At 71.0% G+C, this 23,815-nt stretch carries 25 protein-coding genes, 1 tRNA gene and 1 other RNA gene; 10 read left to right on the top strand and 17 right to left on the bottom strand.

From position 1 onward, the window contains the following. The first annotated feature begins 284 nt into the window (after window positions 1–284). From panB to ASG91_RS14845, 4 genes are all read left to right on the top strand, one after another. Complete coding sequence (panB, locus tag ASG91_RS14830) at window positions 285–1,184, top strand: 3-methyl-2-oxobutanoate hydroxymethyltransferase (protein WP_056923419.1); 900 nt, start codon at window positions 285–287, stop codon at window positions 1,182–1,184. A gap of 121 nt (window positions 1,185–1,305) precedes the next feature. Beyond that, window positions 1,306–2,370, top strand: coding sequence for a M36 family metallopeptidase (locus ASG91_RS14835; protein WP_056923420.1), 1,065 nt, complete (start codon window positions 1,306–1,308; stop codon window positions 2,368–2,370). Between the two features lie 114 nt (window positions 2,371–2,484). Next, window positions 2,485–3,492 carry a glucose-6-phosphate dehydrogenase (coenzyme-F420) gene (fgd, locus tag ASG91_RS14840; protein ID WP_056923421.1) on the top strand — a complete coding sequence of 336 codons (1,008 nt, stop codon included), beginning with the start codon at window positions 2,485–2,487 and terminating at the stop codon, window positions 3,490–3,492. Window positions 3,493–3,533: 41 nt separating this feature from the next. After that, the gene (locus tag ASG91_RS14845; RefSeq protein WP_056923422.1) at window positions 3,534–4,160 is read left to right on the top strand and encodes a bifunctional 2-polyprenyl-6-hydroxyphenol methylase/3-demethylubiquinol 3-O-methyltransferase UbiG; all 627 of its coding nucleotides are present in this window, start codon (window positions 3,534–3,536) and stop codon (window positions 4,158–4,160) included. Window positions 4,161–4,225: 65 nt separating this feature from the next. On the opposite strand, the gene ASG91_RS14850 is transcribed toward ASG91_RS14845, so the two are convergent. Next, window positions 4,226–4,408, bottom strand: a complete 183-nt coding sequence (locus ASG91_RS14850; protein ID WP_056923423.1) for a hypothetical protein — start codon at window positions 4,406–4,408, stop codon at window positions 4,226–4,228. Between the two features lie 51 nt (window positions 4,409–4,459). Here ASG91_RS14850 and map point away from each other — a divergent pair, with 51 nt between their 5' ends. Together map and ppgK are read left to right on the top strand one after the other, a co-directional pair. Continuing rightward, entirely contained in the window at window positions 4,460–5,323 is an 864-nt protein-coding gene (map, locus tag ASG91_RS14855) for a type I methionyl aminopeptidase (RefSeq protein ID WP_056923424.1), read from the top strand. Window positions 5,324–5,352: 29 nt separating this feature from the next. Then, window positions 5,353–6,126, top strand: a complete 774-nt coding sequence (ppgK, locus tag ASG91_RS14860) for a polyphosphate--glucose phosphotransferase (protein WP_056923425.1) — start codon at window positions 5,353–5,355, stop codon at window positions 6,124–6,126. A 38-nt stretch (window positions 6,127–6,164) separates the two neighbouring features. Here ppgK and ASG91_RS14865 read toward each other — a convergent pair whose 3' ends face one another. The 4 genes from ASG91_RS14865 to ASG91_RS14880 all read right to left on the bottom strand — a co-directional run bounded on the left by ASG91_RS14865 (window position 6,165) and on the right by ASG91_RS14880 (window position 9,488). Continuing rightward, the gene (locus ASG91_RS14865) at window positions 6,165–7,736 is read right to left on the bottom strand and encodes a hypothetical protein (RefSeq protein ID WP_056923426.1); all 1,572 of its coding nucleotides are present in this window, start codon (window positions 7,734–7,736) and stop codon (window positions 6,165–6,167) included. Continuing rightward, a complete protein-coding gene (locus tag ASG91_RS14870) occupies window positions 7,712–8,536 on the bottom strand; it encodes an ABC transporter ATP-binding protein (RefSeq protein ID WP_082592448.1) in 825 nt (274 codons plus the stop codon). Before ASG91_RS14870 ends, ASG91_RS14865 begins: the two co-directional genes overlap by 25 nt. A gap of 17 nt (window positions 8,537–8,553) precedes the next feature. Continuing rightward, window positions 8,554–8,766, bottom strand: a complete 213-nt coding sequence (locus tag ASG91_RS14875) for a hypothetical protein (protein WP_056923427.1) — start codon at window positions 8,764–8,766, stop codon at window positions 8,554–8,556. 62 nt (window positions 8,767–8,828) lie between these two features. Next, window positions 8,829–9,488: an MBL fold metallo-hydrolase gene (locus ASG91_RS14880; RefSeq protein WP_056923428.1), complete on the bottom strand. Its 660-nt coding sequence runs from the start codon at window positions 9,486–9,488 to the stop codon at window positions 8,829–8,831. A gap of 207 nt (window positions 9,489–9,695) precedes the next feature. On the opposite strand from ASG91_RS14880, the gene ASG91_RS14885 reads away from it, so the two are divergent. Both ASG91_RS14885 and ASG91_RS14890 read left to right on the top strand, forming a co-directional pair. Beyond that, window positions 9,696–10,493, top strand: coding sequence for a hypothetical protein (locus ASG91_RS14885; protein ID WP_157606375.1), 798 nt, complete (start codon window positions 9,696–9,698; stop codon window positions 10,491–10,493). 526 nt (window positions 10,494–11,019) lie between these two features. Beyond that, window positions 11,020–11,973: an acyltransferase gene (locus ASG91_RS14890; RefSeq protein ID WP_056923430.1), complete on the top strand. Its 954-nt coding sequence runs from the start codon at window positions 11,020–11,022 to the stop codon at window positions 11,971–11,973. Between the two features lie 620 nt (window positions 11,974–12,593). Here the strand turns inward: ASG91_RS14890 and rnpB are convergent. The 3 genes from rnpB to ASG91_RS14900 all read right to left on the bottom strand — a co-directional run bounded on the left by rnpB (window position 12,594) and on the right by ASG91_RS14900 (window position 14,892). Then, window positions 12,594–12,991: RNase P RNA component class A (rnpB, locus tag ASG91_RS16920), an RNA gene on the bottom strand. Window positions 12,992–13,044: 53 nt separating this feature from the next. Further along, on the bottom strand, window positions 13,045–13,359 hold the full coding sequence (locus ASG91_RS14895; protein WP_157581856.1) for a hypothetical protein: 315 nt from the start codon (window positions 13,357–13,359) through the stop codon (window positions 13,045–13,047). A gap of 84 nt (window positions 13,360–13,443) precedes the next feature. Then, window positions 13,444–14,892: an RNB domain-containing ribonuclease gene (locus ASG91_RS14900; RefSeq protein ID WP_056923432.1), complete on the bottom strand. Its 1,449-nt coding sequence runs from the start codon at window positions 14,890–14,892 to the stop codon at window positions 13,444–13,446. A gap of 74 nt (window positions 14,893–14,966) precedes the next feature. On the opposite strand from ASG91_RS14900, the gene ASG91_RS14905 reads away from it, so the two are divergent. Together ASG91_RS14905 and ASG91_RS14910 are read left to right on the top strand one after the other, a co-directional pair. Further along, entirely contained in the window at window positions 14,967–15,716 is a 750-nt protein-coding gene (locus ASG91_RS14905) for a YaaA family protein (RefSeq protein ID WP_056923433.1), read from the top strand. Then, complete coding sequence (locus ASG91_RS14910) at window positions 15,713–16,810, top strand: SLC13 family permease (RefSeq protein ID WP_056923434.1); 1,098 nt, start codon at window positions 15,713–15,715, stop codon at window positions 16,808–16,810. The genes ASG91_RS14905 and ASG91_RS14910 overlap by 4 nt, the downstream gene beginning before the upstream one ends. Before the next feature lie 67 nt (window positions 16,811–16,877). Here the strand turns inward: ASG91_RS14910 and ASG91_RS14915 are convergent, their stop codons facing one another. The 9 genes from ASG91_RS14915 to ASG91_RS14955 form a co-directional block, all read right to left on the bottom strand. After that, complete coding sequence (locus tag ASG91_RS14915) at window positions 16,878–18,113, bottom strand: low temperature requirement protein A (protein ID WP_056923435.1); 1,236 nt, start codon at window positions 18,111–18,113, stop codon at window positions 16,878–16,880. 36 nt (window positions 18,114–18,149) lie between these two features. After that, window positions 18,150–19,349 carry an O-succinylhomoserine sulfhydrylase gene (locus ASG91_RS14920; RefSeq protein WP_056923436.1) on the bottom strand — a complete coding sequence of 400 codons (1,200 nt, stop codon included), beginning with the start codon at window positions 19,347–19,349 and terminating at the stop codon, window positions 18,150–18,152. Beyond that, window positions 19,346–19,804, bottom strand: a complete 459-nt coding sequence (locus tag ASG91_RS14925) for a rhodanese-like domain-containing protein (RefSeq protein ID WP_056923437.1) — start codon at window positions 19,802–19,804, stop codon at window positions 19,346–19,348. Before ASG91_RS14925 ends, ASG91_RS14920 begins: the two co-directional genes overlap by 4 nt. A gap of 91 nt (window positions 19,805–19,895) precedes the next feature. Then, on the bottom strand, window positions 19,896–21,068 hold the full coding sequence (locus tag ASG91_RS14930; protein ID WP_056923438.1) for a bifunctional RNase H/acid phosphatase: 1,173 nt from the start codon (window positions 21,066–21,068) through the stop codon (window positions 19,896–19,898). Between the two features lie 3 nt (window positions 21,069–21,071). Then, on the bottom strand, window positions 21,072–21,812 hold the full coding sequence (locus ASG91_RS14935; RefSeq protein ID WP_056923782.1) for a zinc ribbon domain-containing protein: 741 nt from the start codon (window positions 21,810–21,812) through the stop codon (window positions 21,072–21,074). Then, a complete protein-coding gene (locus ASG91_RS14940) occupies window positions 21,809–22,669 on the bottom strand; it encodes a Nif3-like dinuclear metal center hexameric protein (protein WP_056923783.1) in 861 nt (286 codons plus the stop codon). Before ASG91_RS14940 ends, ASG91_RS14935 begins: the two co-directional genes overlap by 4 nt. 1 nt (window position 22,670) lies before the next feature. Continuing rightward, window positions 22,671–22,743: transfer RNA gene (locus tag ASG91_RS14945), tRNA-Val, on the bottom strand. 91 nt (window positions 22,744–22,834) lie between these two features. After that, window positions 22,835–23,305 carry a peroxiredoxin gene (locus tag ASG91_RS14950; protein ID WP_056923439.1) on the bottom strand — a complete coding sequence of 157 codons (471 nt, stop codon included), beginning with the start codon at window positions 23,303–23,305 and terminating at the stop codon, window positions 22,835–22,837. A gap of 22 nt (window positions 23,306–23,327) precedes the next feature. Next, window positions 23,328–23,753, bottom strand: a complete 426-nt coding sequence (locus ASG91_RS14955) for a DUF3052 domain-containing protein (protein ID WP_235543652.1) — start codon at window positions 23,751–23,753, stop codon at window positions 23,328–23,330. Window positions 23,754–23,815: the final 62 nt, after the last annotated feature.

Consider the following 23,815-nt stretch of genomic DNA (forward strand, 5'->3'; position numbering starts at 1 on the left):
CCTCCAGTTGAAATTGGCGGTCCTTGTTCGGACACACAAGGGCGACCCAAACACGGTTGCGCTAACAGACCAATGGTTCGACGGTTAAGAACTTGGTAAAGAAACCCCCGAACGATGGAGAAGGCTCACCCTGCACGCACGAGCCCCGCAAAATCAGCGCCCCAGCGAACCGGTGCCCGACAAGGCCGCAACTGTCCCGCTCGCCGGGAAAGGGTGGGGTTTCCCAGCGTGGGGTCGCTCGGGCGGTCCCTCCCGGCGGCCCGACCCGTCGATAGGGTCCTTGCATGAGCGAGCAGCCTCCGAGTTCAGCGCCGGTCCCCGGCTCCACCGTCGCAGCCGGGGAGGTCACCGCGCCCTACGGCACCGGGGCCCAGGCCGCGCCGCAGCGCCGCGTGCGCATCCCCCACCTGCGCGCGATGAAGGAGCGGGGCGAGAAGTGGGCCATGCTCACGGCCTACGACATGTACTCCGCCGAGATCTTCGACGAGGCCGGGATCCCCGTGCTGCTCGTCGGCGACTCGGCCGGCAACAACGTCTACGGCTTCGAGACCACGGTGCCGGTCACGGTCGACCACCTCGTGCCGCTGGTCCGCGCGGTCACGTCAGCGGCCAAGCACGCGATGGTCGTGGCCGACTTGCCGTTCGGCTCCTACCAGGCCAGCCCGCAGCAGGCCCTGGCCACGGCCACCCGCTTCATGAAGGAGGGCCTGGCCCATGCGGTCAAGCTCGAGGGCGGCAAGCCGATGGTGCCCGAGGTCGAGCTCCTCGTCCGTGCCGGCATCCCCGTGATGGGCCACATCGGCTTCACGCCGCAGAGCGAGCACGTCCTCGGCGGCTACCGCGTCCAGGGCCGCGGCGACTCCGGTGACCGGCTCGTCGAGGACGCCGTCGCGCTGGAGAAGGCCGGCTGCTTCGCCGTCGTCATGGAGATGGTGCCCGCGCCACTGGCCGCGCGGGTCACCGAGGTGCTGTCCATCCCGACCATCGGCATCGGGGCCGGACCGGACTGCGACGCCCAGGTGCTCGTGTGGCAGGACATGGCCGGCCTGCGCGGTGGCAAGGCGCCGCGGTTCGTCAAGAAGTACGCCGACCTTCGCGGCGAGCTCGGCCGAGCGGCCGCAGCGTATGCCGCGGACGTCGCCTCCGGCTCGTTCCCCGCCTCGGAGAACTCCTTCCTCGAGTGAGGGAAGCGTCGTCAGGTCTCCCGAAACTCGTGCATCGGTAGGACCTGACCCGGGCATTTCACCCGCTAGCGTCCCCCGGTGGGTCCCGACCGGACCCGACCCCACCACGAGGAGGACACCCGTGCCCCAGCGACTACGCACCACCGCGCTCGTCACCGTCACCGCTGCCTGCACCGCCCTGGCGCTGGCTGCCGCCACCCCGGCCGCGGCCACCAAGACCGGGAGCGGCAGCTCGACCGGTACCGGGTCGGTCTTCATGGTGAACCCCGTCCAGTCGTCCGGCGACCAGACGCTGACCGACCAGAAGGACTCCGACGCCGCGGTGCCGGCCAGCGCGTACGCCACCGTGCCGCTTCGCAACCTCGACGGCTCGGGCTATCTGCGGGGCAAGTGGGCCACCGTCCAGTCCGCAACGGGCACACCGGCATTCAGCACGACGAACACCTTCGCGTACACCCGGCACCAGGACCAGTTCGAGCAGGTGATGGGCTACTTCTGGGTCAACCAGGCGCAGGAGTACCTGCAGTCGCTCGGGTTCGGGTCGACCCTGCCGGGCATCGTCAAGCAGCCCTTCGTGGTCAAGATCGACCAGTACGGCGGCGACAACTCCTACCAGACCGACAAGCCCTACCGGATCCGGCTGGGCAAGGGCGGGGTCGACGACGCGGAGGACGCCGAGGTGATCGTGCACGAGTACGGCCACGCCGTCCACGCCTCCCAGGTCCCCGGCTACGGCGCCAGCCTGGACGCGGGCTCGATCGGCGAGTCGTTCGGCGACTACCTCGCGGTGTCGGTGGGGCTGGACGCCGCTGGTCAGTACGGCTGGCCGGTCAAGGCGGAACAAGCCTGCCCGATGGACTGGGACGCCACGTCGTACACCAAGGCGCCGCACTGCATCCGGCGCTTCGACACTGGCATGACGGTGAAGACCCGCGAGGGCGAGGTGCACGCCGACGGCCAGATCTGGAGCCAGGCGCTCTGGGAGATCCGGCTCGGCTACGTCGCCATGGGCAAGACGACCCGCGCCTGGGACACCACCCTCATCGACGCGCAGTTCCGGTTCGCGCCGGACACGTCGTTCTCGGCTGCGGCCAAGGCGACCTACGACACCGCCCTGGCCCGTGACGGAGCAGCCGCCGCAGCGCTGGTCAAGGCGCGGTTCGCCGCGCGCGGCATCACGTTCTAAACCGGCAAGACCGCTTCGTACGGAAGTTCCGCCGGGTCAGGGCCCGGCGGAACTTCCGAACCAAGGCGGGTCCCAGCCGACGACGCTGCCGGAGGCCCGGCATACGGTGGGGCCATGACCCTGCGCATCGGCTACAAGGCCTCCGCCGAACAGTTCGCCCCTCGAGAGCTGCTCGACTTCGGGGTGCTGGCCGAGCAGGTGGGACTCGACAGCGTGCTCATCTCCGACCACTTCCAGCCGTGGCGGCACGAAGGGGGTCACGCCCCCTTCTCGCTCGCGTGGCTCGCGGCGCTCGGCGAGCGCACCGACCGCGTGCAGGTCGGCACCTCGGTCATGACGCCGACGTTCCGGTACAACCCGGCGGTGGTGGCCCAGGCCTTCGGCACCCTCGGCTCGCTGTATCCCGGTCGCGTGCTGCTCGGCATCGGCACCGGCGAGGCGCTCAACGAGGTCGTCGTCGGGTCGGTCGAGGAGTGGCCGGAGTTCAAGGAGCGCTTCGCGCGGCTGCGCGAGGCGGTCACGCTGATGCGCAAGCTGTGGACCGAGGAGCGGGTCACCTTCGACGGCGACTACTACCGCGTCGTGGACGCGACCGTCTACGACCGCCCGGACCAGCCTGTGCCCGTCTACGTGGCCGCAGGCGGCCCGCTGGTGGCCCGGTATGCCGGCCGGTCCGGTGACGGGTTCATCTGCACCTCGGGCAAGGGTGAGGAGCTCTACCGCGACAAGCTGCTCCCCGCGGTGGACGAGGGGCTGGCCAAGTCCGGCCGCACCCGCGACGACCTCGACCGGATGATCGAGATCAAGCTCTCGTGGGACCCGGACCGCGAGCAGGCCGTGACGAACTGCCGCTTCTGGGCGCCGTTGTCGCTCACCGCCGAGCAGAAGCACGGCACGACCGACCCGGTCGAGCTGGGTCGGCTCGGCGACGAGCTCTCGGACGAGCAGGTCGCCTCCCGGTGGATCGTCTCCGACGACCCGGAGGAAGTGGTCGCCGCCGTGAAGCCTTACGTCGACTGGGGTTTCAACCACCTGGTCTTCCACGGGCCGGGCCACGACCAGGCCCGCTTCCTCACCACGTTCGCCGACCGGGTCCTGCCCGGGCTGCGTGAGCTGGGCTGACCGGGTTCCCCTGCGCCCCAACCGAATCTACGCTGGATGACATGACCGAGATGGAGCCCCGCACGCGGTGGTCCGAGGTGTCCGGTGGCCCGGGTGCCGCGACCGCGTACCAGCGCCGGTTCGACGACCTGGCCGCCCAGGGAATGGACATCCACGGTGAGGCGGCCTTCGTGGCCTCGGTCCTGTCACCGCCGGCCCGGGTGCTCGACGCCGGCTGCGGCACTGGTCGGGTCGCCACGCAGCTCACCGCTCTGGGCTACCACTGCGTCGGGGTCGACGCCGACGCCGCCATGATCGAGGTGGCCGAACAACGCGACCCCGCGACGACGTGGGTGCGCCAGGACCTCAGCCGGTTGCAGCTGCGGTCGCAGGCGTTCGAGCTCGCCGTGCTGGCCGGCAACGTCATCCCGCTGCTGGCCCCCGGCACGTTGCTCGCCGCCGTGCAACGGCTGGCCGCCCACCTCCAGCCCGGCGGCCTGCTCGTGGCGGGCTTCGGGCTCGACGCCGCCCACCTGCCCCAGGGCTGCCCGGTGACCCCGCTCGACGACTACGACCGGGCCTGCGAGGTCGCCGGACTGACCCTCGTCCGTCGGCACGGCACGTGGGACCGCGAGTCGTGGCGGCCCGACTCCGGCTACGCCGTGTCGGTGCACCGCCTGGGCGGCTGACGCCGGGTTCAGCAGTCCGCCGGCAGCTCAGTCCGCCCACGCGGAGCGTGGGACCCGCGAGCGGCTCAGTCCTCGCCGTCCTCCCACGCCTTGTCCTCGGCGTCCCACTTCTCGGTGCGCTCACGAGCGGTCTGCAGGGCGTTGGACGCCGCCTCCTGCGAGTCGTAGGGACCCATCAGGTCGTCTCCCTGGCTCTTGTTGTCATCGCTCTCGACCTGACCGCTGCTGACGTTGTACCAGTAGGCCATGGGGGTGCCCTCCAACTCGACGGATCTGCGTACGTCCCTAGACTCCACCGTATGCCGTTGACGTACGCAAGCGTGGCGCCGGGCGTGGTCTCTCCACGCCGGCCGGTGCCCGCCTCGATCGCGCGGCCCGAGTACGTCGACCGGCCGGCGCCGGCACGGGACACCGGCTCGGAGGTCAAGGACCCGGAGACCATCGAGCGGATGCGGGTTGCGGGGCGGATCGCCGCCCAGGCCATGGCGGCGGCCGCAGCGGTGATCGCCCCCGGGGTCACGACGGACGAGGTCGACCGCGTCGGCCACGAGTTCCTCCTCGACCACGGGGCGTACCCCTCGACCTTGGGTTACAAGGGCTTCCCGAAGTCGCTGTGCACCTCCGTGAACGAGGTCGTCTGCCACGGGATCCCCGACGACCGCCGGCTCGAGGACGGCGACATCGTCAACATCGACATCACCGCCTTCATCGGCGGCGTGCACGGCGACACCGACGCCACCTACCTCTGCGGTGATGTCGACGAGGAGTCGAGGCTCCTCGTCGACCGCACCCGCGAGGCGATGATGCGCGGGATCAAGGCCGCCATCCCCGGTCGTGAGATCAACGTGATCGGGCGGGTGATCCAGAGCTACGCCCGGCGCTTCGGCTACGGCGTCGTCCGCGACTTCACCGGCCACGGGATCGGTCGCACGTTCCACAGCGGGCTGGTCATCCCCCACTACGACGCGGCGCCCTCCTACAGCACCGTGATCGAGCCTGGTATGACCTTCACCATCGAACCGATGCTCAACCTCGGCACCCCTGAGTGGGAGATGTGGGCCGACGGGTGGACAGTCGTGACGGCAGACCGCCGTCGTTCGGCACAGTTCGAGCACACCATCCTCATCACCGAGAACGGCAACGAGATCCTCACGCTGGCGTAGCACGGCAACACCGCAAGGAAGGCGGACCGATGGCGAAGGAAGCCAAGCAGGCCAAGCACGGACTCCCGTTGGGGATCGACGTGGGCGGCAGCGGCATCAAGGGCGCGCCCGTCGACCTGGCCGCGGGAGCCTTCGCGTCCAAGCGGATGCGGATCGACACCCCCACGCCATCGACCCCCGAGGCCGTGGCGGCAGTCATCGACCAGATCGTCGACCACTTCGACGCCGTGCGGGGCGACTCCCCCATCGGGGTGACCATCCCCGGGGTGGTGACCCACGGCATGGTCCGCTCCGCCGCCAACATCGACAAGTCGTGGCTCGACTTCGACGCCGAGCCGATGCTCGAGAAGGTCCTGGGCCACGACATCGTCCTGGTCAACGACGCCGACGCCGCGGGGGTCGCCGAAATCCACTACGGCGCGGCCAAGGGCCAGAAGGGCCTGGTCGTCATGACGACGCTCGGCACTGGCATCGGGACGGCGCTGATCTACGACGGCGTGCTCATCCCGAACTCCGAGCTCGGGCACCTCGAGATCGACGGCTTCGACGCCGAGTCGCGGGCAGCCTCCTCGATCAAGGACAAGGAAGGCCTGTCGTACCCCGTCTGGGCCGAGCGGCTGCAGCGCTACTACAGCCACCTCGAGGCCCTGTTGTGGCCCGACCTCATCGTCGTCGGTGGCGGGGTCTCCAAGGACGCCGAGCAGTTCCTGCCGCTCCTGAAGCTCAAGACCCCGATCGTGCCGGCCACGCTGGAGAACAAGGCCGGGATCATCGGCGCCGCCCACCTCGCCGCCCACAAGTAGGCAGGACGCTCGAGGGACCGGCGGCGCCGCCGCCGGTCTCAGCGCATCGCGACGAGGTCCTGCAGGAGCAGCGCCTGGCGACGACGGAACAGGTCGGCGCCGAGCCGGGTCCCGACCAGCAGCGCCACCCCGCCCAACACGGGGCCGAGCACGAGCGCGGCCCAGGCCGCCCAGCCCACGCCAAGGTATGCCGCGACCGCGAGCCCCAGCGCCGGGAGCGACAGCGTCCACACGGCGACGCCGCAGACGGCCTGCACGCCGAGGGTCACCCCCGCCGATCCCGGACGGCTGGTGAACGGGTTCTCGCCGGGTGCCGGCACGGCATACTGCTTCACCGCGCTGGTGACACAGGCGACCGCGAAACCGTTGAGCGCCAACGCGACTGCGGTGCCGAACGTCGCCGGCAGCATGCGCCACGGCGCACCGAACAGGGGTCCCAGCAGGCAGTACACAGGGATGCAGAACACGGCCATCAGCCCCGACGGAAAGAGCCGGCCGAGCCGGTCGCTCACGCCGTCGACCCCGGACGCGACGTGCAACCAGAACGCCGTGGAGTCGTAGCCGACGTCGTTGTGCTGCCCCCAGCCGATGAGGTACGCGGACGCCAGCGGCATCCCGAGGAGGGCCAGCTGGGACCCGGAGCCGAGGCCCGGGATGAGCAGCCCGGCCGGCAGCAGGATGGTCATGATGGCGGGGACGTTGAAGCGGGGGTCACGGACCCAGTAGGTGCCCGCCCGCGCTGCGATCGCACCCATCGGCGTCGCCGGGAGCCGTCCGAAGAGGCCCAGACCCGCCGAGACCTTGCCGCCGTCCGCGGACGCCGACCGTGGGTTGCGCAGGACGGAGACGAGCAGCCGTTCCCAGACCACGAGGAGGACCAGGACCAGGGCCGCCGCCAGGGCGAGGTGCGTGAGTCCCGTGCTCCACTCCCCCAGCGTGACGTCACCGGCCGCTGCCCAGGCCCAGCCCAGCGGTGTCCAGGCGAGCACCAGGGCCGTGCTGTCGAGGGTGGCGCGGTCGATGCCTCCGTCGGAGAGCCCGCCGATGATCGGGCCGGCGACGATGAACAGCAGCAGGCCCCCGACCCCGGCCACATCGCGCCCGCGCCGCGTGGCGAGGACGGCCGCGGCCGCGGCGGTGACGATCCGGCTGAGGAGGACACAGGTCACCAGCCCGAGCAACCCTCCGACCAGGGCGGCCAGGGTGGCCGCGACCGAGCGCGAACCAGCCACCACGGTCCCCAGCACCAGCAGGATGGTGGCGACGCCAGGCAGCCCGACCAGGGCGGTCAGGACCAGCCCGACGGCCAGGGTCCGCTCGCGGACGGCGAAGGTCGCGAACCGCGTGGGGTCGAGGGTCGGGTCGACGCCGAACAGGATGATCGGCAGCAGCGACCAGCCGGCCACGAGCACTGACCCCGTCACCACCACCACGGACCCGGGGAGCTCGAGGTCGCCCTGGGCGCGCAAGGCCACCAGCCCGGCGAGGGCGAGGACGACGAACCCGCCGCCGTAGATGACCCCGATCACCATGCCGACGACGGCGGCGACGCTGCGCCGGAGGCCGTTGCGGAGCAGGTGCAGCTTCAGTCGGACGAGGTGCGCAACCACGCCAGCCCCTCCACGTTGGTGCTGCCACCCACCAGGTCGAGGAAGCGGTCCTCGAGGCTCGCGCCGGCTCGCACGTCGTCGAGGGTGCCCGAGGCGCGCACCACGCCGGCGGCGATGATCGCCACGTCGGTGCAGATCCGCTCGACCAGGTCCATCACGTGGCTCGAGAGGACCACCGTGCCACCACTGGCCGCGAAGTCCTCGAGGATCCCCCGGATGGTCCGGGCGGACACCGGGTCGACGGCCTCGAAGGGCTCGTCGAGGACCAGCAGGCGTGGGGCGTGGATCAGGGCGCAGGCCAGGGTGATCTTCTTGGTCATGCCCGCCGAGTAGTCGATGACGAGCTTGTCCTGGGCGTCGGTCAGCCCCAGTGCCGCCAAGAGCTCGGCGGTGCGCTCCGCGACGAGCTGACGGTCCATCCCACGCAACAGGCCGGCATACGTCACCAGCTGGTGTCCGGTGAGGCGGTCGAACAGGCGCAGGCCGTCGGGGAGGATGCCGATCTGGGACTTGGCGGCGACCGGGTCGTCCCAGACGTCGACGCCGAGCACGTGGGCGGTGCCGGAGTCCGGGCGCAGCAGTCCCGTGGCCATCGACAGCGTCGTGGTCTTGCCCGCACCGTTGGGGCCGACGAGGCCGTAGAACGAGCCCCTGGGCACGTCGAGGTCGAGGTGGTCGACCGCGGTGGTCTGGCCGAAGCGCTTGGTCAGTCCACGCAGGCCCAGGGCGATCTCGGGCTGGCGCGTGGTCACCGGTGCTGGCCCTGCGGCGGGCTCGGGAGTGGTCGGCGCGTCCTGCATGGGACGACGCTAACCCGTCACCGCTGTCGCGCGATGAGCATTGCCTTCTTCGGGACGTTCTGCTCCACGACGTAGCGGCGCGGCTTGTCCTCGTCGCGCTCGGCGTAGCCCATCTTCTCCAGGCGCATCAGCACCACCGGACACGACGCGCACCGCGGCTTGTCCTTGCAGCACTTCTTCTTCGCCTTGGCGACCTTGGCTCCCTTGGGGGCCTTGGAGTTCTTGGGCACGGAAGGAGAGTAGGTGAGGCTATCCTAAGAACCAAATTCGACTCACTCACCGGACTGCGCGGTCAGCCGGCGTCGAACTCCTGCGGCGCTCCCCCGGCGAGGTCGTGGATCTGCGTGTCCTTCGACCCGAGGTTCGCCGCCTGGCCCAGGTAGAGGGCGCGGCCGGCGGCGCTGAGCAGCCCGTCGTGCACCGGGATCGCGTGCGGTGCCGCCAGGCGTCGCAGGAAGGCGGTCATCTCGCGGCTGCGCGCCCACGGGGCGTTGAGGGGGAAGGCCAGCACGTCGACTCCCTCGGGCTCGGCATCGAGGGAGTCACCCGGGTGGAAGAAGGTGGGCTCGCCGTCCGCGCTGACCCGCATGCCCGTGTTGTGGATCCTGGGGATCTCCTCGTGGATGAGCGCGTGCAGGTCCCCCACCCCCTGCACCGTCACCGACTCGATCGTCGTGGTGTCGCCCGCCGCGAACGCCGTCACGTCGATGCCCTTGTCGCGCAGGATCGTCGCGGTGTCGGGGTCGGTGAGGACCTGCGCGCCGGGGTTGGCCCTCAGCAGGTCGGGAAGCCGGTCCTGGTCGAGGTGGTCGGGGTGCTGGTGGGTCACGAGCACCGCGTCGAGGTTGCGCACCTCCTGGGCCGCGGGCGACCAGCCGCCGGGGTCGAGCAGGAGGCGGGTGTCGGCGACCTCGACGAGCAGGCTGGCATGTCCGAGGTGGGTGATTCGCATGTCCTCACCGTAGGCACAAACCTCCCGGCCAGCACCCGGTCTCCGTCCGAACTGCCGATGCCGGCGGTCTCCACGACATTGTGACTGCACCCCCGCCGTACTGGGTCGGGGCGGGCTGCAAGCCGCAGTCACGTCGCGCTTGGCCCGCGACGAATCCGAGCATTCGCGGCAAATCTGGTGAAAGGTGACAGACTGCCGGCCTAGGGGGTGGGTTCGATGGCAGAACAGAGGCATGTGCTCACACGGGACAGTCCGTGGATGCGCGCAAGAGTCCTCCTGGATCGCGAGGTCGTGAGCCGCGAGACCGTCGCCGGCGCTCTCGAACACCGCCTGTTCGGTCCCGAGGTCGACAGGGGGCGGTTCCAGCGAGGATGCGACTACGCCGCAGACGCCGGACTTGCCGCAGTGGTGTGCCGCCCCGAACACGTCTCCATAGCCGCCCGGAGGCTGCTGGGCAGCAGCACGGCGACAGTGACGACCCTGGGCTTCCATGACACCACGAGGCTCCAGGACCCCGCCGACCTCGCTGCCGAAGCTCTTGAACTCGTGGCTGCGGGGGCCTCAGAGGTGGCCTTGGTCGTGGCACCCGGACTCGACCGCCAGGGCTGCCTGCACCTGGTCCAGGAGCAGGTCGAAGCCGTGGTCGATGCTGTCGCGCCTGCAGGCGGCAAGGTTCGCGTCATGCTCAACACCACGGACACGTCCAAGGAGCAGATGACAGAGTGCACGGCTCTGGTCGGCGGACTGGGGCCGTCGCTCGTCCAAGGTGGGTCGTTCCGCGGCGACCGCGCGACGTTCTCGCAGATCGAGGCGATGCGCCATTGCCTCCCCGACAGGGTCCTGCTGAAGTGGACCCAGCCGTTGCGGTCGGTGGAGATGATGTTGGTGTCCATGGCCCTTGGCGTCGACCGCTTCAACGGCGACATCCCCGCTCTCCTGGAGTCGGCGAAACGCAGCACCCGCATCGCACCACTCAAGCTCCCTGTTCATGGTGTCGACTTCTGACATTCCTCAACGGGTCGTGAGTCACCACGGGACGCTCGCTCGGCGTCAGGACAGCCATGGCCTTGGGTGGATGAGTCGGTCGATACGCCCGGTCCAGCGACAACTAGCCCCTGACCTGCGCATTTCCTTCCCCTGATCCGTCTCTAGTCCGTGAGCGAACTCGATCGCGCCCACGATCCGTGCTTGATCCGAGAGCCAAAGGTGGCCGTAGGTGCGCAGCGTCCCTGAGGGATCTGCGTGCCCCAGACGGGTGCGGCCGGTGACCTGCTGCCCGGCGACGTCCTGCTGCTCAGGCTGGTTGAGGGGCTGCACGCGCCGGAGGCGTCAGCTTCACGCGCACCCGCCTCAACTTCTGCATGGCCCGACCGACGGACTTCACCGACCTGAAGGACACCGCCCTGTGATGGTGCAGGACGGTGTGCGCCTGCTCACCACACGTGGACCAATCGCGCCGCAGCAGCAGCCGAGTCGGTGCCCGTCGTGGCCGTGTCCGGTGGGGAGGCCCACGTCACCCTTCGCTGTCCTCGTGATCGTGTCGCACTCGTTCTCCCTGCTCGGCCACCCAGAGCCCATCTACGCCGGCGTCCCCCTGGGCGGGTGGGCAGTCGCCGGCTTCTTCACCATCTCCGGATACCTCATCCCCCGCGCCCGCCTCCACACCGACCTCGGCACCTTCCTCCTGCGCCGGGCACGCCGCATCTACCCCGCGTTCTGGGCCTGCTGCGCCATCATCGCCCTCATCGCCTCACCGATCGCCGCACACCTCACCGGCGCCACCTACCTGCCGCGTGCCGCCCTCACCTACGTCGTCACCAACGCCAGCACCTTCATCACCCAGCAGACCATCGGCGACGAAACGGCGGGCGCCCCGGCCGGCCTCGTCATGTGGAACGGCCCAGCGTGGACCCTCGTGTTCGAGCTCCTCTGCTACCTCATCGCAGGAAGCACGCTGACTCTCGCTACGGCCCGCCGACACCAGACGACGGTCGCGCTGGCGACCTACGCCATCGCGACGACATCCGCCATCACGACCGACAACCAGCACGGCCTCGGTTGGTTCGTCGCCCTCTTCGCCGCCGGCTGGGTCATCTCCACCCGCGCCGACCACATCCGCCCAACCCGCGGCACCACCCGGATCGCCCTGGCATTTGCCGTTGCGATGGCGATGGTGCACCCCGCGCTGGCCGCCATACCGCTGGCCTACGCGATCCTCGCCGGCGGCGCGCTCCTACCCGTCCGGCAGTTCCGCACCAACGACATCTCCTACGGCACGTACCTGTATGGGTGGCCCACCCAGCAGCTGCTCATCGTCCTCGGCGTCGACGCCCAAGGGATCGGCATCTTCCTCCCCGTCGCGGTCGGCGTCGCGATGTTCGCAGGCACCGCGTCTTGGTTCCTGCTCGAGCGGAGGCTCTTGCCTCGGCGCGCCCAGGTGGTGGCAGCGCCGGCAGCCAGCCAGGCCCTCAACCAGCTTGTCTAGGGCCGGCGCTTCTCGCGTGCCTTCTGAGCCTCGAGGTACTCAGCCAGAGCACGCCGCTCAGATGGATCGACCCGGGGACTCGTGTCGGCGCCGATCGGCGGTGCAGGGTTTCCTGCTTCGCGCCTGGCACGGCGCCTCTCGATAGCTCGATAGCTGTACCAAGTGACGGCCCCACCTGCGATGCCGAGCAGTAGCCCGAGCGCTTCGGGGCTCACAAGTCACGTCGTCTCATGCCTGACCCTCTCAGACCGGGACATGCCACGCGGCCGATTCAGCCCACGTACTCTGACCCCGTGTGGCGCTACTCCCTCTTTGACTTCCGCATGGACGGGTCCGAAGGCGCCCTCGAGACCTGGTGCGCCCGGCTCGCTGAGGACGGGTGATAGCTCTGGGACGCGGGCATCGGCGCCGTCGTCGAGCAGGAGGGGCGCGAGGTGCGACGGCTCAGCTTGCGACGGTGCCTTGCTGGTCCGTCCCAGGTCCGTCCGAGCGACGACCGCGGGCCACAGGTCCGTGGCGGGTCCGTCTGAATCGCGGTCGATTGTTCCCTGCGACTCCCCAACGCTCACGCGACATTCGTGCAGGTCAGAGGCTGACAAGCCTCTCGAGCACGCAGTGGGTGGATGAGTCGGTCGATACGCCGGGTTCTGTCACCGCTGGTCGTTACCAACCAGCGGGGGACGGTCATCCATCTAGGACAGCCGTTGCCGACTGCCTCCAGCGCCCTACCCGTGCACTCGGGCGGGCCGCCCTCGAACGTGCACTGTCTGAGCTTGCTCCAGGTGGGGTTTACCTAGCCGGACCAGTCACCTGGCCCGCTGGTGGTCTCTTACACCACCGTTTCACCCTTACCGCGGTGCCGGCCCGGCCGAGGCCGGGTGGTCCACCGTGGCGGTCTGTTCTCTGTGGCACTGTCCCGCGGGTCACCCCGGGTGGCCGTTAGCCACCACCTTGCCCTTCGGAGCCCGGACGTTCCTCGGCGGTGATTGCTCACCGACGCGACCGCCTGACCGACTCATCCGTCGCCAAGGATAGGGCAGGTATGCCGCGTGGCCGGCCACGCGGCATACCTCACCCCCGCCCTGCGCCCCGAGACGGCCCTGTTGGAAGCGAAACGCCCGGAACTCCGGAAGTTCTCGCTCGGACCCCGGACGCGACAGCGAGGGCGTCCTTGACCTGACCCAGGAACGCGGCGGTCTCGAGCCGCAGGCCGACCAGGTCGATCGTCAGCGCGATCGCGCCGCCGAGCTGCAACGCGTTGCGCCGGAGGTTGTCCGACGTGACGGCGAGCCCCTGGCGGTGCTGGGCGCCGTCGATCTCGACGACCACTCCGTGCTCCTCCCAGGCGACGTCGAGGTAGATCCGTCCTCGGGGTCCGCGGCGCACCACCTGACGGGTGGGCTCGGGCAGGCCGTTGACTCGGCACAGGCTCGGAAGAAGCGCTCCCAACAGGGCGGGGAGGGTCGAGGGCTAGTGGACGATCTCGAACCGGACCGTGCCGGTCGCGACGGTGGCCTCGGTGAGCCTGACCTGCACCGCGGTGCCGAGCTCGTTCTGCCCATCGGCGTTGGCGAGCACGGCCGGGTCCTGGATCTGCACGACGGCCCCGCCCTTCTCGCGCTTGTCCACGACCATCGCGTCGAACACCTCGCCGACCCGGTCCTCGAGGGCCGCGGCCTCGACGGCGTCGGCGCAGGCGCGCTCAACACCGTGGGCGACCTTGTCGGACGCGGCCATCACCTCGGGCAGCGAGGGCAGCGCCTCGCGAGCCCACGCGGGCACCTCGGCGCCGGAGCTGAGGGCCTCGCAGATCGCGAGCCCGAACCGGTCGACGAGCCGGCGCAGGGGTGCCGTGACGTGGGCGTAGGGAGCGGCCACCGCGGCGTGCTCGGCCTGCTCGGGGAGCTCCCCGTCGAACGGCGTGTAGCCGGCACCGCGGAAGAGCGCCGTCGCCTCGTGGATGAGCGCGAGGTGCTTGGCGTTGGTCCGGTCGAGCGTGCGCAGGAACTCGCCGTAGGGCGTGCCCTTGTGCCACTCGACGCCGAGCGCCCGGCTCGCGTGGCGGAACCGCCCGACGGCGTTCTGGTCGGGTGCTGGCATGGTGCGCAGGATGCCGACCTTGGCCTTCAGCATCATCTCGGCTGCCGCCATGCCGGTCATCAGCGAGATCTGGGCGTTCCAGTCCTCGACCTCCAGCGGCGGCCGGAAGTACAGCCGGTAGTGGCCGTGGTCGTCCTCGTTGACCTCCTGCTCGGGCATCGGCAGGCTCGCCCCGCCCCGGCGGCGCTCGAACTCGATCCGCTTGAGCCCGACCTCCTTGAGCAGCAGGAGCCGCTCGTCGGCCGAGCCGTCGTCGATGGCCTGCTGCACTCCCTCGTAGTCCAGCCGGTCGGTGCTGCGCACCATCGCCCGATAGACCACGACCTCGGTGCCCTCACCATCGGCCTTGAGCGCCATGTCCCAGACGAACGCCGGGCGGGTCTGGCCGGCGAGAAGGCTGGCCGCGTCCTCACTCAGCACCGGTGGGTGCAGCGGTGTGCGCTGGTCGGGGGCGTAGATGGTCTGCCCGCGGCGCCGGGTCTCGGCGTCGACGGCTCCCCCGGCCCGGACGTAGGCCGGCACGTCGGCGATGGCGTAGCGGACGCGGTAGCCGTCACCGGCGCGCTCGATGTGCAGCGCCTGGTCGAGGTCCATCGACCCCGGGGGGTCGATGGTGAGGAACGGCAGGGCGGTCTCGTCGCGTTCGGGCAGGTCGGGAGCCTCGGCGGCAGCCTTCGCCTCGGACTCCACCTCGGGCGGGAAGGCCTCGGGGACCTTCAGCTCGGCCCGGATGGCGTCGAACCTCGCCACCAGGGCAGCGGACTGCTTGGCGGTCTGCTCGCGCGTGGGTTCCTGGACGTGGATGCTGCGCTTGGGCATGACCCCAACCTAACCAGCACCCGGCGCCGGGAGCCGTCGGCGGACCGCCGCCCCGCTGGTCCTAGGCTGTCCGTGTGCTCATCCTGCTGCCGCCGTCGGAGTCGAAGACCGGGCGGACCCGCGGCCGGCCGGTGGCCCACGAGCACCTCTCCTTCCCCGAGCTCGCGCCGACCCGCCAGGCCGTCGCCGAGGCAGTCGCGAAGGTCAGTGCGCACCCCGATGCAGCGGCCACCCTGGGCGTCAGTGCCAACCTCACCGCCGAGATCGCCCGCAACCTGGTGCTCCACACCGCACCGGCCCTGCCCGCGTCCCGTGTCTACTCAGGGGTGCTGTACGACGCGCTGGCCTACGCCGACCTCGACCCCGCCGCGAAGCGTCGTGCCAACCGGTGGGTCGTCGTCGTCTCGGCCCTCTACGGCGCCGTCCGCCCCACCGACGCGATCGCCCCGTACCGCCTGTCGATGGCCGTGAACCTCCCGGGCGTGGGGCCGCTCGCCAGCGCCTGGAAGCCCGAGCTCACCGCCGTCCTCCCCGAGGTCGCCGGCCGTGGCGTCGTGGTCGACTGCCGCTCCAGCACGTATGCCGCGGCGTGGACGCCCACGGGCGACCTCGCCGACCGCTGGGTGCAGGTCCGGGTCCCGGGCGCCACCCACATGGCCAAGCACACCAGGGGTCTGGTCGCGCGCGAGCTGTGCCAGGTGGGACGCGATGTCAGGCGGGTGCGCGACCTGGCCACGGTGCTCGAGCAGTCGTTCGACGTCGAGCTCACCCCGCCGGGCAAGGCCGGCCGACCCTGGATCCTCGACGCCGCAGCTCGCAGGTGAACGGCGCCGAGCTGGGTGACGTCCTGCTGCGGGTGCTCCCCGTCCTCATCTTCTTCGTGGCGATCACGGTGGTGGCCGAGATCGCCGACGCCGCAGGGGTGTTCGACGTCGCGGGCCACTGGGCGTCCCGGGCCGGGCGGCATCGCACGCCCGTGCTGTGGCTGCTGTTCGTCCTCGTCGCCGTGGCGTGCACGGTCGTCCTCAGCCTCGACACGACGGCAGTCCTGCTCACCCCGGTCGGCCTGGCCATCGCCGCCCAGCTCGGGATCTCCCCCGTGCCGTTCGCCCTGACGACCTTGTGGATCGCCAACACGGCCAGCCTGTTGCTGCCAGTCTCGAACCTCACCAATCTCCTTGCCCTGCATCACTTCGAGCGTTTGGGAGTCGGGCATACCGGCTACATCCGACTGGCCGTCCTGCCGGCAGTGGCCGCGGTGGTCGGGACGGTGCTGGTCCTCTACGTCGTGCACCGGCGCGAGCTCACGGGTCGCTACCTGCCGGACGCCCCGCCCGACCCGCACGACCAGGTCCTGCTGCGGGTCTCGGCGGCGGTGTGCGTGGCCGTCGGTCCGCTCTTCGCGGTGGGTCTGCCGCCTGCCTGGGTGTCGGGTGTGGCCGCCATCGTCCTGGTCGTCGCGGCGTGGTCGCGCGACCGCGACCTCGTGCGGCACCTGAAGGTGCCATGGAAGATGGCGCTGGCGGTGGCCGCCCTCTTCGTCGTGATCGACGCTGCCCTCCAGCTCGGCCTCGAGCCCGCCCTCGCCGCGCTGGCCGGAGAAGGCACGTCGGCCGCAGACCTGGCGCAGGTGGCCGGTGCGGGCGCGGTGGCCGCGAACGCCGTGAACAACCTGCCCGCCTACATCGCCCTCGAGTCGGTGACCTCGGACGCCCCGCAACGCCTGATGGCGCTGCTCATCGGGGTCAACGTCGCGCCGCTGGTGACACCGTGGGCCTCGCTGGCGACGCTGCTGTGGGCGCAGCGGTGCCGGGCCCGGGGCCTCCAGATCTCGATGCGCTCGCTCGCCGTGCAAGGGCTCCTGTGCAGCGTCGTGGCGGGCGGCCTGTCGCTCGGCGCCCTGGTCGTCACCTCCTGACTGGGGGATCCGCCGACCCCGCAACCTGGGCACCCTCGGGAGCGCTCAGGTGGCGGGCCCAGGTGGTTCAGTCGTCGAGCAGCCTGGCCAGGGCCTCCTCGCGACGACGGGCCACGACTCGCTCGTCACTGACGATGGCCGGCACCGGCGCGAGCATCACGACGAGCAGACACCACGGCACCCCGACACCGGCGGCGGCGAGGACGACGGCGAGCGTGAGGAGCGCCAGGGCCGCGGCTCCGTTGCGCAGGGCCGCCTGGTCCAGCCCCACGAGCACGGCGTAGAGGGCGGCGAGGCACAGGCCGAAGACCGCCACCGGCCCGGCCGTGGCCAGGACCACGCCGACCGGGCCGAGCTCCGACTCGCCCTCGAGGTAGTAGGCGGCGACGTGCAGGCCCGCGCCCGTGGCGGCGATCGACATGAAGACGGCGATGTGGCCGTAGCCCCAGCGGAAGCCGAGCGGGCGCCTGCGGTGCAGCACCTCCGCGGACGGCAGCGTGAAGTACAGCCACCACATGCTGAAGGCCAGCCCGGTGCCGGCCAGACCGAGCACGACGACGTCGACGCTGAGCCCGTGCTGCTTCTCCACCAGCACCGACAGCGCGGCGATGGTGCCGAGGAGGCACTCCCCGAGCGCGATGATGGCGAGCAGGCCGTGCCGCTCGGCCACGTGGTGCGCGTGCCACGGCGTGCCGCCGCGACGCCGCTCCGCGAACAGTGGCCCGCCGAGCTCCACGACGTAGAGCGGGAGCATCAGGACGAAGGTCTGCCACGGGGTCGTGTGCAGGGCGATGAGGGCCACCCAGCCGACCTGGGCGAGGGCGATGGCCTTCGCGTAGGCCAAGCAGGCCGACCGCCGGGCCGGGTCCTGCTTCGCGGCCCGCAGCCACTGGAAGACCATCGCGAGGCGCATGATCACGTAGCCGGCCACCATCAGGCCGTTGTCGAGGTGCTCCCCGTGCTCGAGCGAGGCGAACAGCGGAGGGATGCCGATGGCCAGGACGAGCACCCCGACCATCTGGACCATGGTGGTGACGCGGAACAGCCAGTCGTCGGTGTCGTAGGCCGAGGCGAACCAGGTGAAGTTGATCCACGCCCAGACGATCGCGAACATGCTGAAGACGAAGCCGACCAGCCCGCTGGAGAGGTGGCCGGCCGCGACGGCGTGGGAGAACTGCGCGGAGGCAGCGCTGAACGCGAGGACGAAGCTGAGGTCGAAGAACAGCTCGAGCGGCGTCGCGGTGCGGTGCGACTCGTCCTCGCTCCGACCGGTCATCCTGCTGAGCCGGTGCGTCGTGGCCATGCGGGCAGCCTAGGGGTGCCGGGTGCCGGGTGCCGGTCAGCCGAGGCCGCGGACGAGGTCCTCGATCACGTCCAGGGGGTCCTCGAGCCCGACCGAGATCCGGACCGTGCCGTCGGTGATGCCGACGGCGGCGCGCGCCTCGGGGGTGAGCCGTCGGTGGGTCGTGGTGGCCGGGTGGGTCACCATCGACTTGGCGTCACCGAGGTTGTTGCTGATGTCGACGACCCGGAGCCCGTTCATCAGCGCGAACGCCTCGTCCTTGCCGCCGTCGATCTCGAACGTCACCACCGTGCCCCCGCCGAGCATCTGGCGCCGGGCCAGGTCGTGCTGGGGGTGCGATGGCAGCCACGGGAACAGCACCTTCGTCACGCGGGGGTGGGCCTCGAGCGCCTCCGCGACGGCCAGCGCGTTGGCGGCCTGCTTCTCGACCCGCAGCGACAGCGTCTCGAGCCCCTTGACCAGGACCCACGCGTTGAACGGCGACATCGACGGTCCGGTGTGCCGCATGAGGTTCTTGACCGGACCGTTGACGAACTCCGACGTGCCGAGCACCGCGCCACCGAGCGTGCGGCCCTGGCCGTCGATGTGCTTGGTCGCGGAGTACACGACGATGTCGGCGCCGTGGTCGAGCGGCTTGGAGAAGACCGGCGTGCCGAAGACGTTGTCGACGACCACCTGGGCGCCGGCCGCATGGGCGAGGTCGGACACCGCGCGCATGTCGACGAGCTCCTGCATCGGGTTGCTCGGCGTCTCGAAGAACACCGCCTGGGTCGGCACCGACAGCGCCTCGCGCCACTGGTCGAGGTCGGGCCCGTCGACGAACACCGTCTCGACGCCCCACCGCGGGAGGATCTCGTCGAGGATGACGAAGCAGGAGCCGAACAGGCCGCGCGACGAGACGACCCGGTCGCCCTGGCCCAACAGGGCGGCCAGCGCGACGAACACCGCCGACATCCCCGAGGCCGTGGCGAAGCAGGCCTCGGCGCCCTCGAGCTGGCGCAGCCGCTCCTCGAACATGGTGACCGTCGGGTTGCCGTAGCGGCTGTAGATGAAGTGGTCGACCTCGTCCTTGAACGCCGCCTCGGCCTGCTCGGCGCTCTCGTAGACGAAGCCCGACGTCAGGTAGAGCGCCTCGGCGGTCTCGTCGAAGTTGCTGCGCGCCAGACCGCCTCGCACGGCCACCGTGTCGGGGCGGAACGCCTGGCCCGCCCCGGTCTCCGGGGTCAGCTCGCTCATCCCTGCCGCCAGGGCAGTCCGGCGTTCTTCCACCCGGAGACGGCCCGGTGGTGCTGCTCGTCGTGCGGTCCCTCGAAGCCCTCGAGGACGTTGTAGGACGGGCCGAGCCCGGCCCGGGTCGCCGCCTTGGCCGCGGCCACCGACCGCACCCCGGACCGGCAGATGAAGTAGATCGGCGCACCGTCCGGCAGGCCGGCGTCCTGGAGCTGCTCGACGAAGTCACCGTTGACCGCCCCGTCGGGGTAGCGCTGCCACTCGACACAGACGACGCGCTTGCCCAGGGCACTCAGGTCGGGCAGCCCGACGTAGCTCCACTCGGCGGTCGTGCGCACGTCGACGAGGACCGCGTCGTCGTCGGCCGCCAGGGCGGCATACGCGTCGTCGGGGGTGACGTCGCCGGCGTAGCTGCTCGGGACGGCGGGGGTGGGGTCAGCGTCGATGGACTCCGCGCTCATGCCGCCAGCCTAGAACTCTCGCCACATGGCGAGACGAGGGGCCCACCTCGTGGACGTCTTCGCGCGACGTCCACACCGGGCGCGGAAGCTGTCAGGTCCGGTTGGTGAAGGCGACCGAGACGTTGCCGTCCGGCCAGACCTCGAGCGCAGTCAGCGAGCCGGGCGCTGCGGCGAGCCGCCAGACCTTGTCGTGCGGGATGCCCAGCACGTGCGCGAGCACGCACATGATCGGCTTGCGGTGGCACACGACGACGGTGGTGCCGCCCGCGGCGACGACGCGGTCGAAGGCCGCCACCACCCGCGCGGCGAGCTGGTCGTGCGACTCCCCACCCGGACGGGCGTATGCCGCGTCGACCCGGAGCGCGGTCAGCGCCTCGGCCTGGTCGCGGACCAGGTCAGGGATGCTGGCGCCGTCCCAGTCGCCGAAGTCCTGCTCGTCCCAGTCGGCGTCGACCGACGGCGTCACGCCGATGGCCTCCGCGACCGCCGCGCCGGTCTCCCTGGCCCTGGCCAGTGACGAGGTGACCACCCGGGCCGGGGAGCCACCCAGCAGGTGGGCGGTGGCCCGACCGGCGGCGGCGGCCTGCGCCTGCCCGGCGGTGTTGAGCGAGGGGTCGGAGCCACCCCGGCCGTCGAGGCGCGAGGCTTCCGTGAAGTCGGTGACGCCGTGGCGCACCAGCACGATGCGGGTCGGCGTGCCCTCCCCCGGGCCGGGTGGGGCCGGGCTGGGCGCGGGGTCGATGACCTCGTCGACCACCTCGGCCACGGTCGCGGCGTCGGACGAGCTGCCCTCGCCCTCGCCCGCGCCCCCACCGACGAGCATCCGGTCGATGGTCCGGCCGTCCATGCCGTCGTTGGACAACGCGTCGGCGTCCTTGTTGCGCTCCCGCGGGATCCAGGTGAACGACACCGACCCGCCGGCGGCGCTGATCTGCGCGGCCAGGTCGCGCGCCTCGAGCGCGAGCTGGCGCATGTCGGGGTGCTTGATCTTCCAGCGCCCCGCCATCTGCTCGACGACCAGCTTGGAGTCCATCCGCACCTCGACGTCGGCGCTCGCGTCGATCCGCAGCACCGCGCCGAGCCCGGCGATCAGCCCGGAGTACTCCGCGACGTTGTTCGACTCCTTGCCCAGTGGGGCGGCGCCTTCCCAGAGCACCCGGCCGCTGGCACCGTCGCGCACCAGTGCGCCGTAGCCCGCGACCCCGGGGTTGCCGCGGGAGCCGCCGTCAGCCTCGACGACGAGGGTGCGTCCACTCGCCGGCACGGGTCAGAGGCCGGACTCGGCGGTGCGCACGAGGATGCGGCGGCACTCCTCGCACCGGAGCAGCTCGTCAGCAGGAGCCGCCTTGATGCGGTTCATGTCGACGTTGTTGAGCTCGAGCTGGCAGCCACCGCACCGGCGCTGGCGCAGCGGGGCGGCACCGAGGCCACCGCTCTGCGCCCGGATCTTCTCGTAGAGGGCGACCAGGTCCTCGCCGACCCCGGCCACGATGTCCGCCCGCGGCGCGGCGACCCTGACGGCCTCGGCCTCGAGGTCGGCGAGCGCGGCGTCGCGGGCCTCGGTGGCCGCGGTCAGCTGCTCGGTGAGCGTCGCGCGCTCGGCGTCCAGCTGCGTGACCGCCGACTCCGCGTCCTCGGCGCGCTCCATCACCTCGAGCTCGACGTCCTCCAGCTCGGACTGCCGCCGGACCAGCGAGGTGAGCTCGTGCTGGATCGCCTGGAGGTCCTTGGCGGAGCCGGTGCCGGCGTCGAGGCGGGCCTGGTCGCGAGCCGCGCGGTCGCGGACCAGCTGCACGTCGCCCTCGGCCTTGGCGACCTCGCGCTGGATGTCGCCCAGCTCGGTCCTGGCCCGCACCAGCAGCGAGTCGAGGCCCTCGGCCTTGGTCTCGAGGTCGGCCAGCCGGGCGTGCTCGGGCAGGCTCTTGCGGGCGTGCTCGATCTGGTCGAGACGGGTGTCTATCGCCTGCAGGTCGAGCAGTCGCCACTGACGGGACGGGTCGGCTTTCAGGACGTACCTCCAGGGCCAGCGGGCGGTTCGGCTCCGACCACGAAGTCCCACGGGTCGGTGCGCAGTGTTGAGATGTGGGTCTCCACCTTAGAGGTGCCGTCGCCGGTCGCCGCAATCGCCGCCCGCACCCGCTCCGCGGCGCCGGCCAGCCACAGCGACTCGGTCGCCCAGTGGCCGGCATCGACGATGTAGGGCGGGCCGCCCCGGGCCTCCTCCCGCGCCTCGAGGACGGGGTGGTGCCGCAGGTCGGCCGTGACGTAGACATCGGCCCGACTGGCCCGGACGTGGTCGAAGAGGTCGTCGCCGGCGCCCCCCATCACGGCGATGCGTTCCACCCGCGCGTCGGGTGGCCCGGCGACCCGGAGCCCACCCGGGGAGGGCGGCAGGGCGGCATACAGCGAGGCGGTGAACTCGGCCAGCGTGACGGGTGGGTTCAGCCGGCCCACCCGGCCCAGCGCCTGTCCTTCGACGACGGCGAGGGGCTCGACGTCGGTGAGGCCGCAGGCCTGCGCCAGCGCGTCGTTGACGCCCGGCTGCGCGACGTCGGCGTTCGTGTGCGCGACGTAGAGCGCGAGGTCGTTGACCACGAGCGCGGTGACCGTGGCGCCCTTGGCGCCGGTCGTCGCCACGCTGTGTATGCCGCGCAGCAGCAACGGGTGGTGCGTCACCACCAGGTCGGCCCCGAGGGCTCGCGCCTCCTCGACGACCGCGAGCGTCGGGTCCACCGCGAAGTGGATCCGGCGGACGGGTTGGCTGAGGTCACCGGCCACCAGCCCGACCTGGTCCCAGGACTGGGCGGTCGACGGTGGGTAGAGGTGGTCGAGCACCCGGACGACCTCGGCGAGGGTGGTCTGCATGTGGGCCCGGCCGGGCTCGAACCGACGACATCCACGGTGTAAACGTGGCGCTCTACCAACTGAGCTACAGGCCCCGTGTCGTCACGTCGCGGGACACGCCACGATCGGACAGCGGCGTCATTCTGTCAGGTCGCCGCGTCCGCCGCGTCCAGTCGTTGCCGGGTGTCAGCCGCGCAGCTCAGCCAGGGCGGCGTGGTAGCCGGTGAAGTCGCGGGCCTGACCGATCTCGTTGACCAGGCTCCACCGCACGATGCCCTCGGTGTCGATGAGGAAGGTGCCGCGCAGCGCGGCGCCGGCCTGCTCGTTGAAGATGCCGTACTGCCGGGCGACCGCTCCGTGCGGCCAGTAGTCGGACAGGAGGGGGAAGAAGTAGCCCTCCTTGTCGGCCCACGCACGCTGGCTGAACATGTGGTCGCACGAGGCCGCGAGCACCTGCACGTCATCGCCGACGAACCCCCCGAGGTCGTCGCGGATCTCGCAGAGCTCGCCCGTGCAGATGCCCGAGAAGGCGAACGGGTAGAAGACCAGGACGACGTTCTTGGTGCCACGGAACTCGGCCAGCGAGAACTCCTGGCCGTTCTGGTCCCTGAGGCTGAAGTCCGGGGCCGGGGTGCCCACTGCGATCGGTGACGTCATGGTCGGCAGTCTGCCAGCGAGGTCAACGCCGTCCGGTCTTGGGTGCGACCAGCTTGGTCGCGGTCCAGTCGTCGCAGGCGTTGACGGTGCCCGAGGTGTGCAGGCCAGCGGTGGTCGCAGCCTCCTCGATGTCGCTCGCCTCGACGTGGCCGCGGCGACCGGCCTTGAGGGTCAGGACGACGACCGAGCCACCGTCGCCGAGGTTGGTCAGGGCGTCGACGACCGCGTCGACGAGGTCTCCGTCGTCCTTGCGCCACCAGATCAGTGACGAGTCGGCGACGTCCTGGTAGTCCTCGTCCTCGAGGTCGGTGCCGGTCTGGTCCTCGATGGCGAAGCGGAAGTCGTCGTCGACGTCGGAGTCGTAGCCGAACTCCTGGATCACCTGTCCGGCGGTGAAGCCAAGTCGGCCCACCGATGTCTGCAGCGCAGATTGCGCTGGCGTGGTCACACCCTTCTCCATCCCCTCGAAGCGGTCAGTTGCGGGTAAGTCCATCGGGTTGGGCCGGGTTT

The organism is Phycicoccus sp. Soil802 (assembly GCF_001429605.1).
In the GTDB taxonomy this organism is placed as follows: Bacteria; Actinomycetota; Actinomycetes; order Actinomycetales; family Dermatophilaceae; genus Pedococcus.

Coding starts and splice junctions, on each gene's coding strand:
- panB (WP_056923419.1), top strand. CDS start 285: ATGAGCGAGCAGCCTCCGAGTTCAGCGCCGGTCCCCGGCTCCACCGTC.
- fgd (WP_056923421.1), top strand. CDS start 2,485: ATGACCCTGCGCATCGGCTACAAGGCCTCCGCCGAACAGTTCGCCCCT.
- ASG91_RS14845 (WP_056923422.1), top strand. CDS start 3,534: ATGACCGAGATGGAGCCCCGCACGCGGTGGTCCGAGGTGTCCGGTGGC.
- ASG91_RS14850 (WP_056923423.1), bottom strand. CDS start 4,408: ATGGCCTACTGGTACAACGTCAGCAGCGGTCAGGTCGAGAGCGATGAC.
- map (WP_056923424.1), top strand. CDS start 4,460: ATGCCGTTGACGTACGCAAGCGTGGCGCCGGGCGTGGTCTCTCCACGC.
- ppgK (WP_056923425.1), top strand. CDS start 5,353: ATGGCGAAGGAAGCCAAGCAGGCCAAGCACGGACTCCCGTTGGGGATC.
- ASG91_RS14870 (WP_082592448.1), bottom strand. CDS start 8,536: ATGCAGGACGCGCCGACCACTCCCGAGCCCGCCGCAGGGCCAGCACCG.
- ASG91_RS14880 (WP_056923428.1), bottom strand. CDS start 9,488: ATGCGAATCACCCACCTCGGACATGCCAGCCTGCTCGTCGAGGTCGCC.
- ASG91_RS14900 (WP_056923432.1), bottom strand. CDS start 14,892: ATGCCCAAGCGCAGCATCCACGTCCAGGAACCCACGCGCGAGCAGACC.
- ASG91_RS14915 (WP_056923435.1), bottom strand. CDS start 18,113: ATGGCCACGACGCACCGGCTCAGCAGGATGACCGGTCGGAGCGAGGAC.
- ASG91_RS14920 (WP_056923436.1), bottom strand. CDS start 19,349: ATGAGCGAGCTGACCCCGGAGACCGGGGCGGGCCAGGCGTTCCGCCCC.
- ASG91_RS14925 (WP_056923437.1), bottom strand. CDS start 19,804: ATGAGCGCGGAGTCCATCGACGCTGACCCCACCCCCGCCGTCCCGAGC.
- ASG91_RS14940 (WP_056923783.1), bottom strand. CDS start 22,669: ATGCAGACCACCCTCGCCGAGGTCGTCCGGGTGCTCGACCACCTCTAC.
- ASG91_RS14950 (WP_056923439.1), bottom strand. CDS start 23,305: ATGACGTCACCGATCGCAGTGGGCACCCCGGCCCCGGACTTCAGCCTC.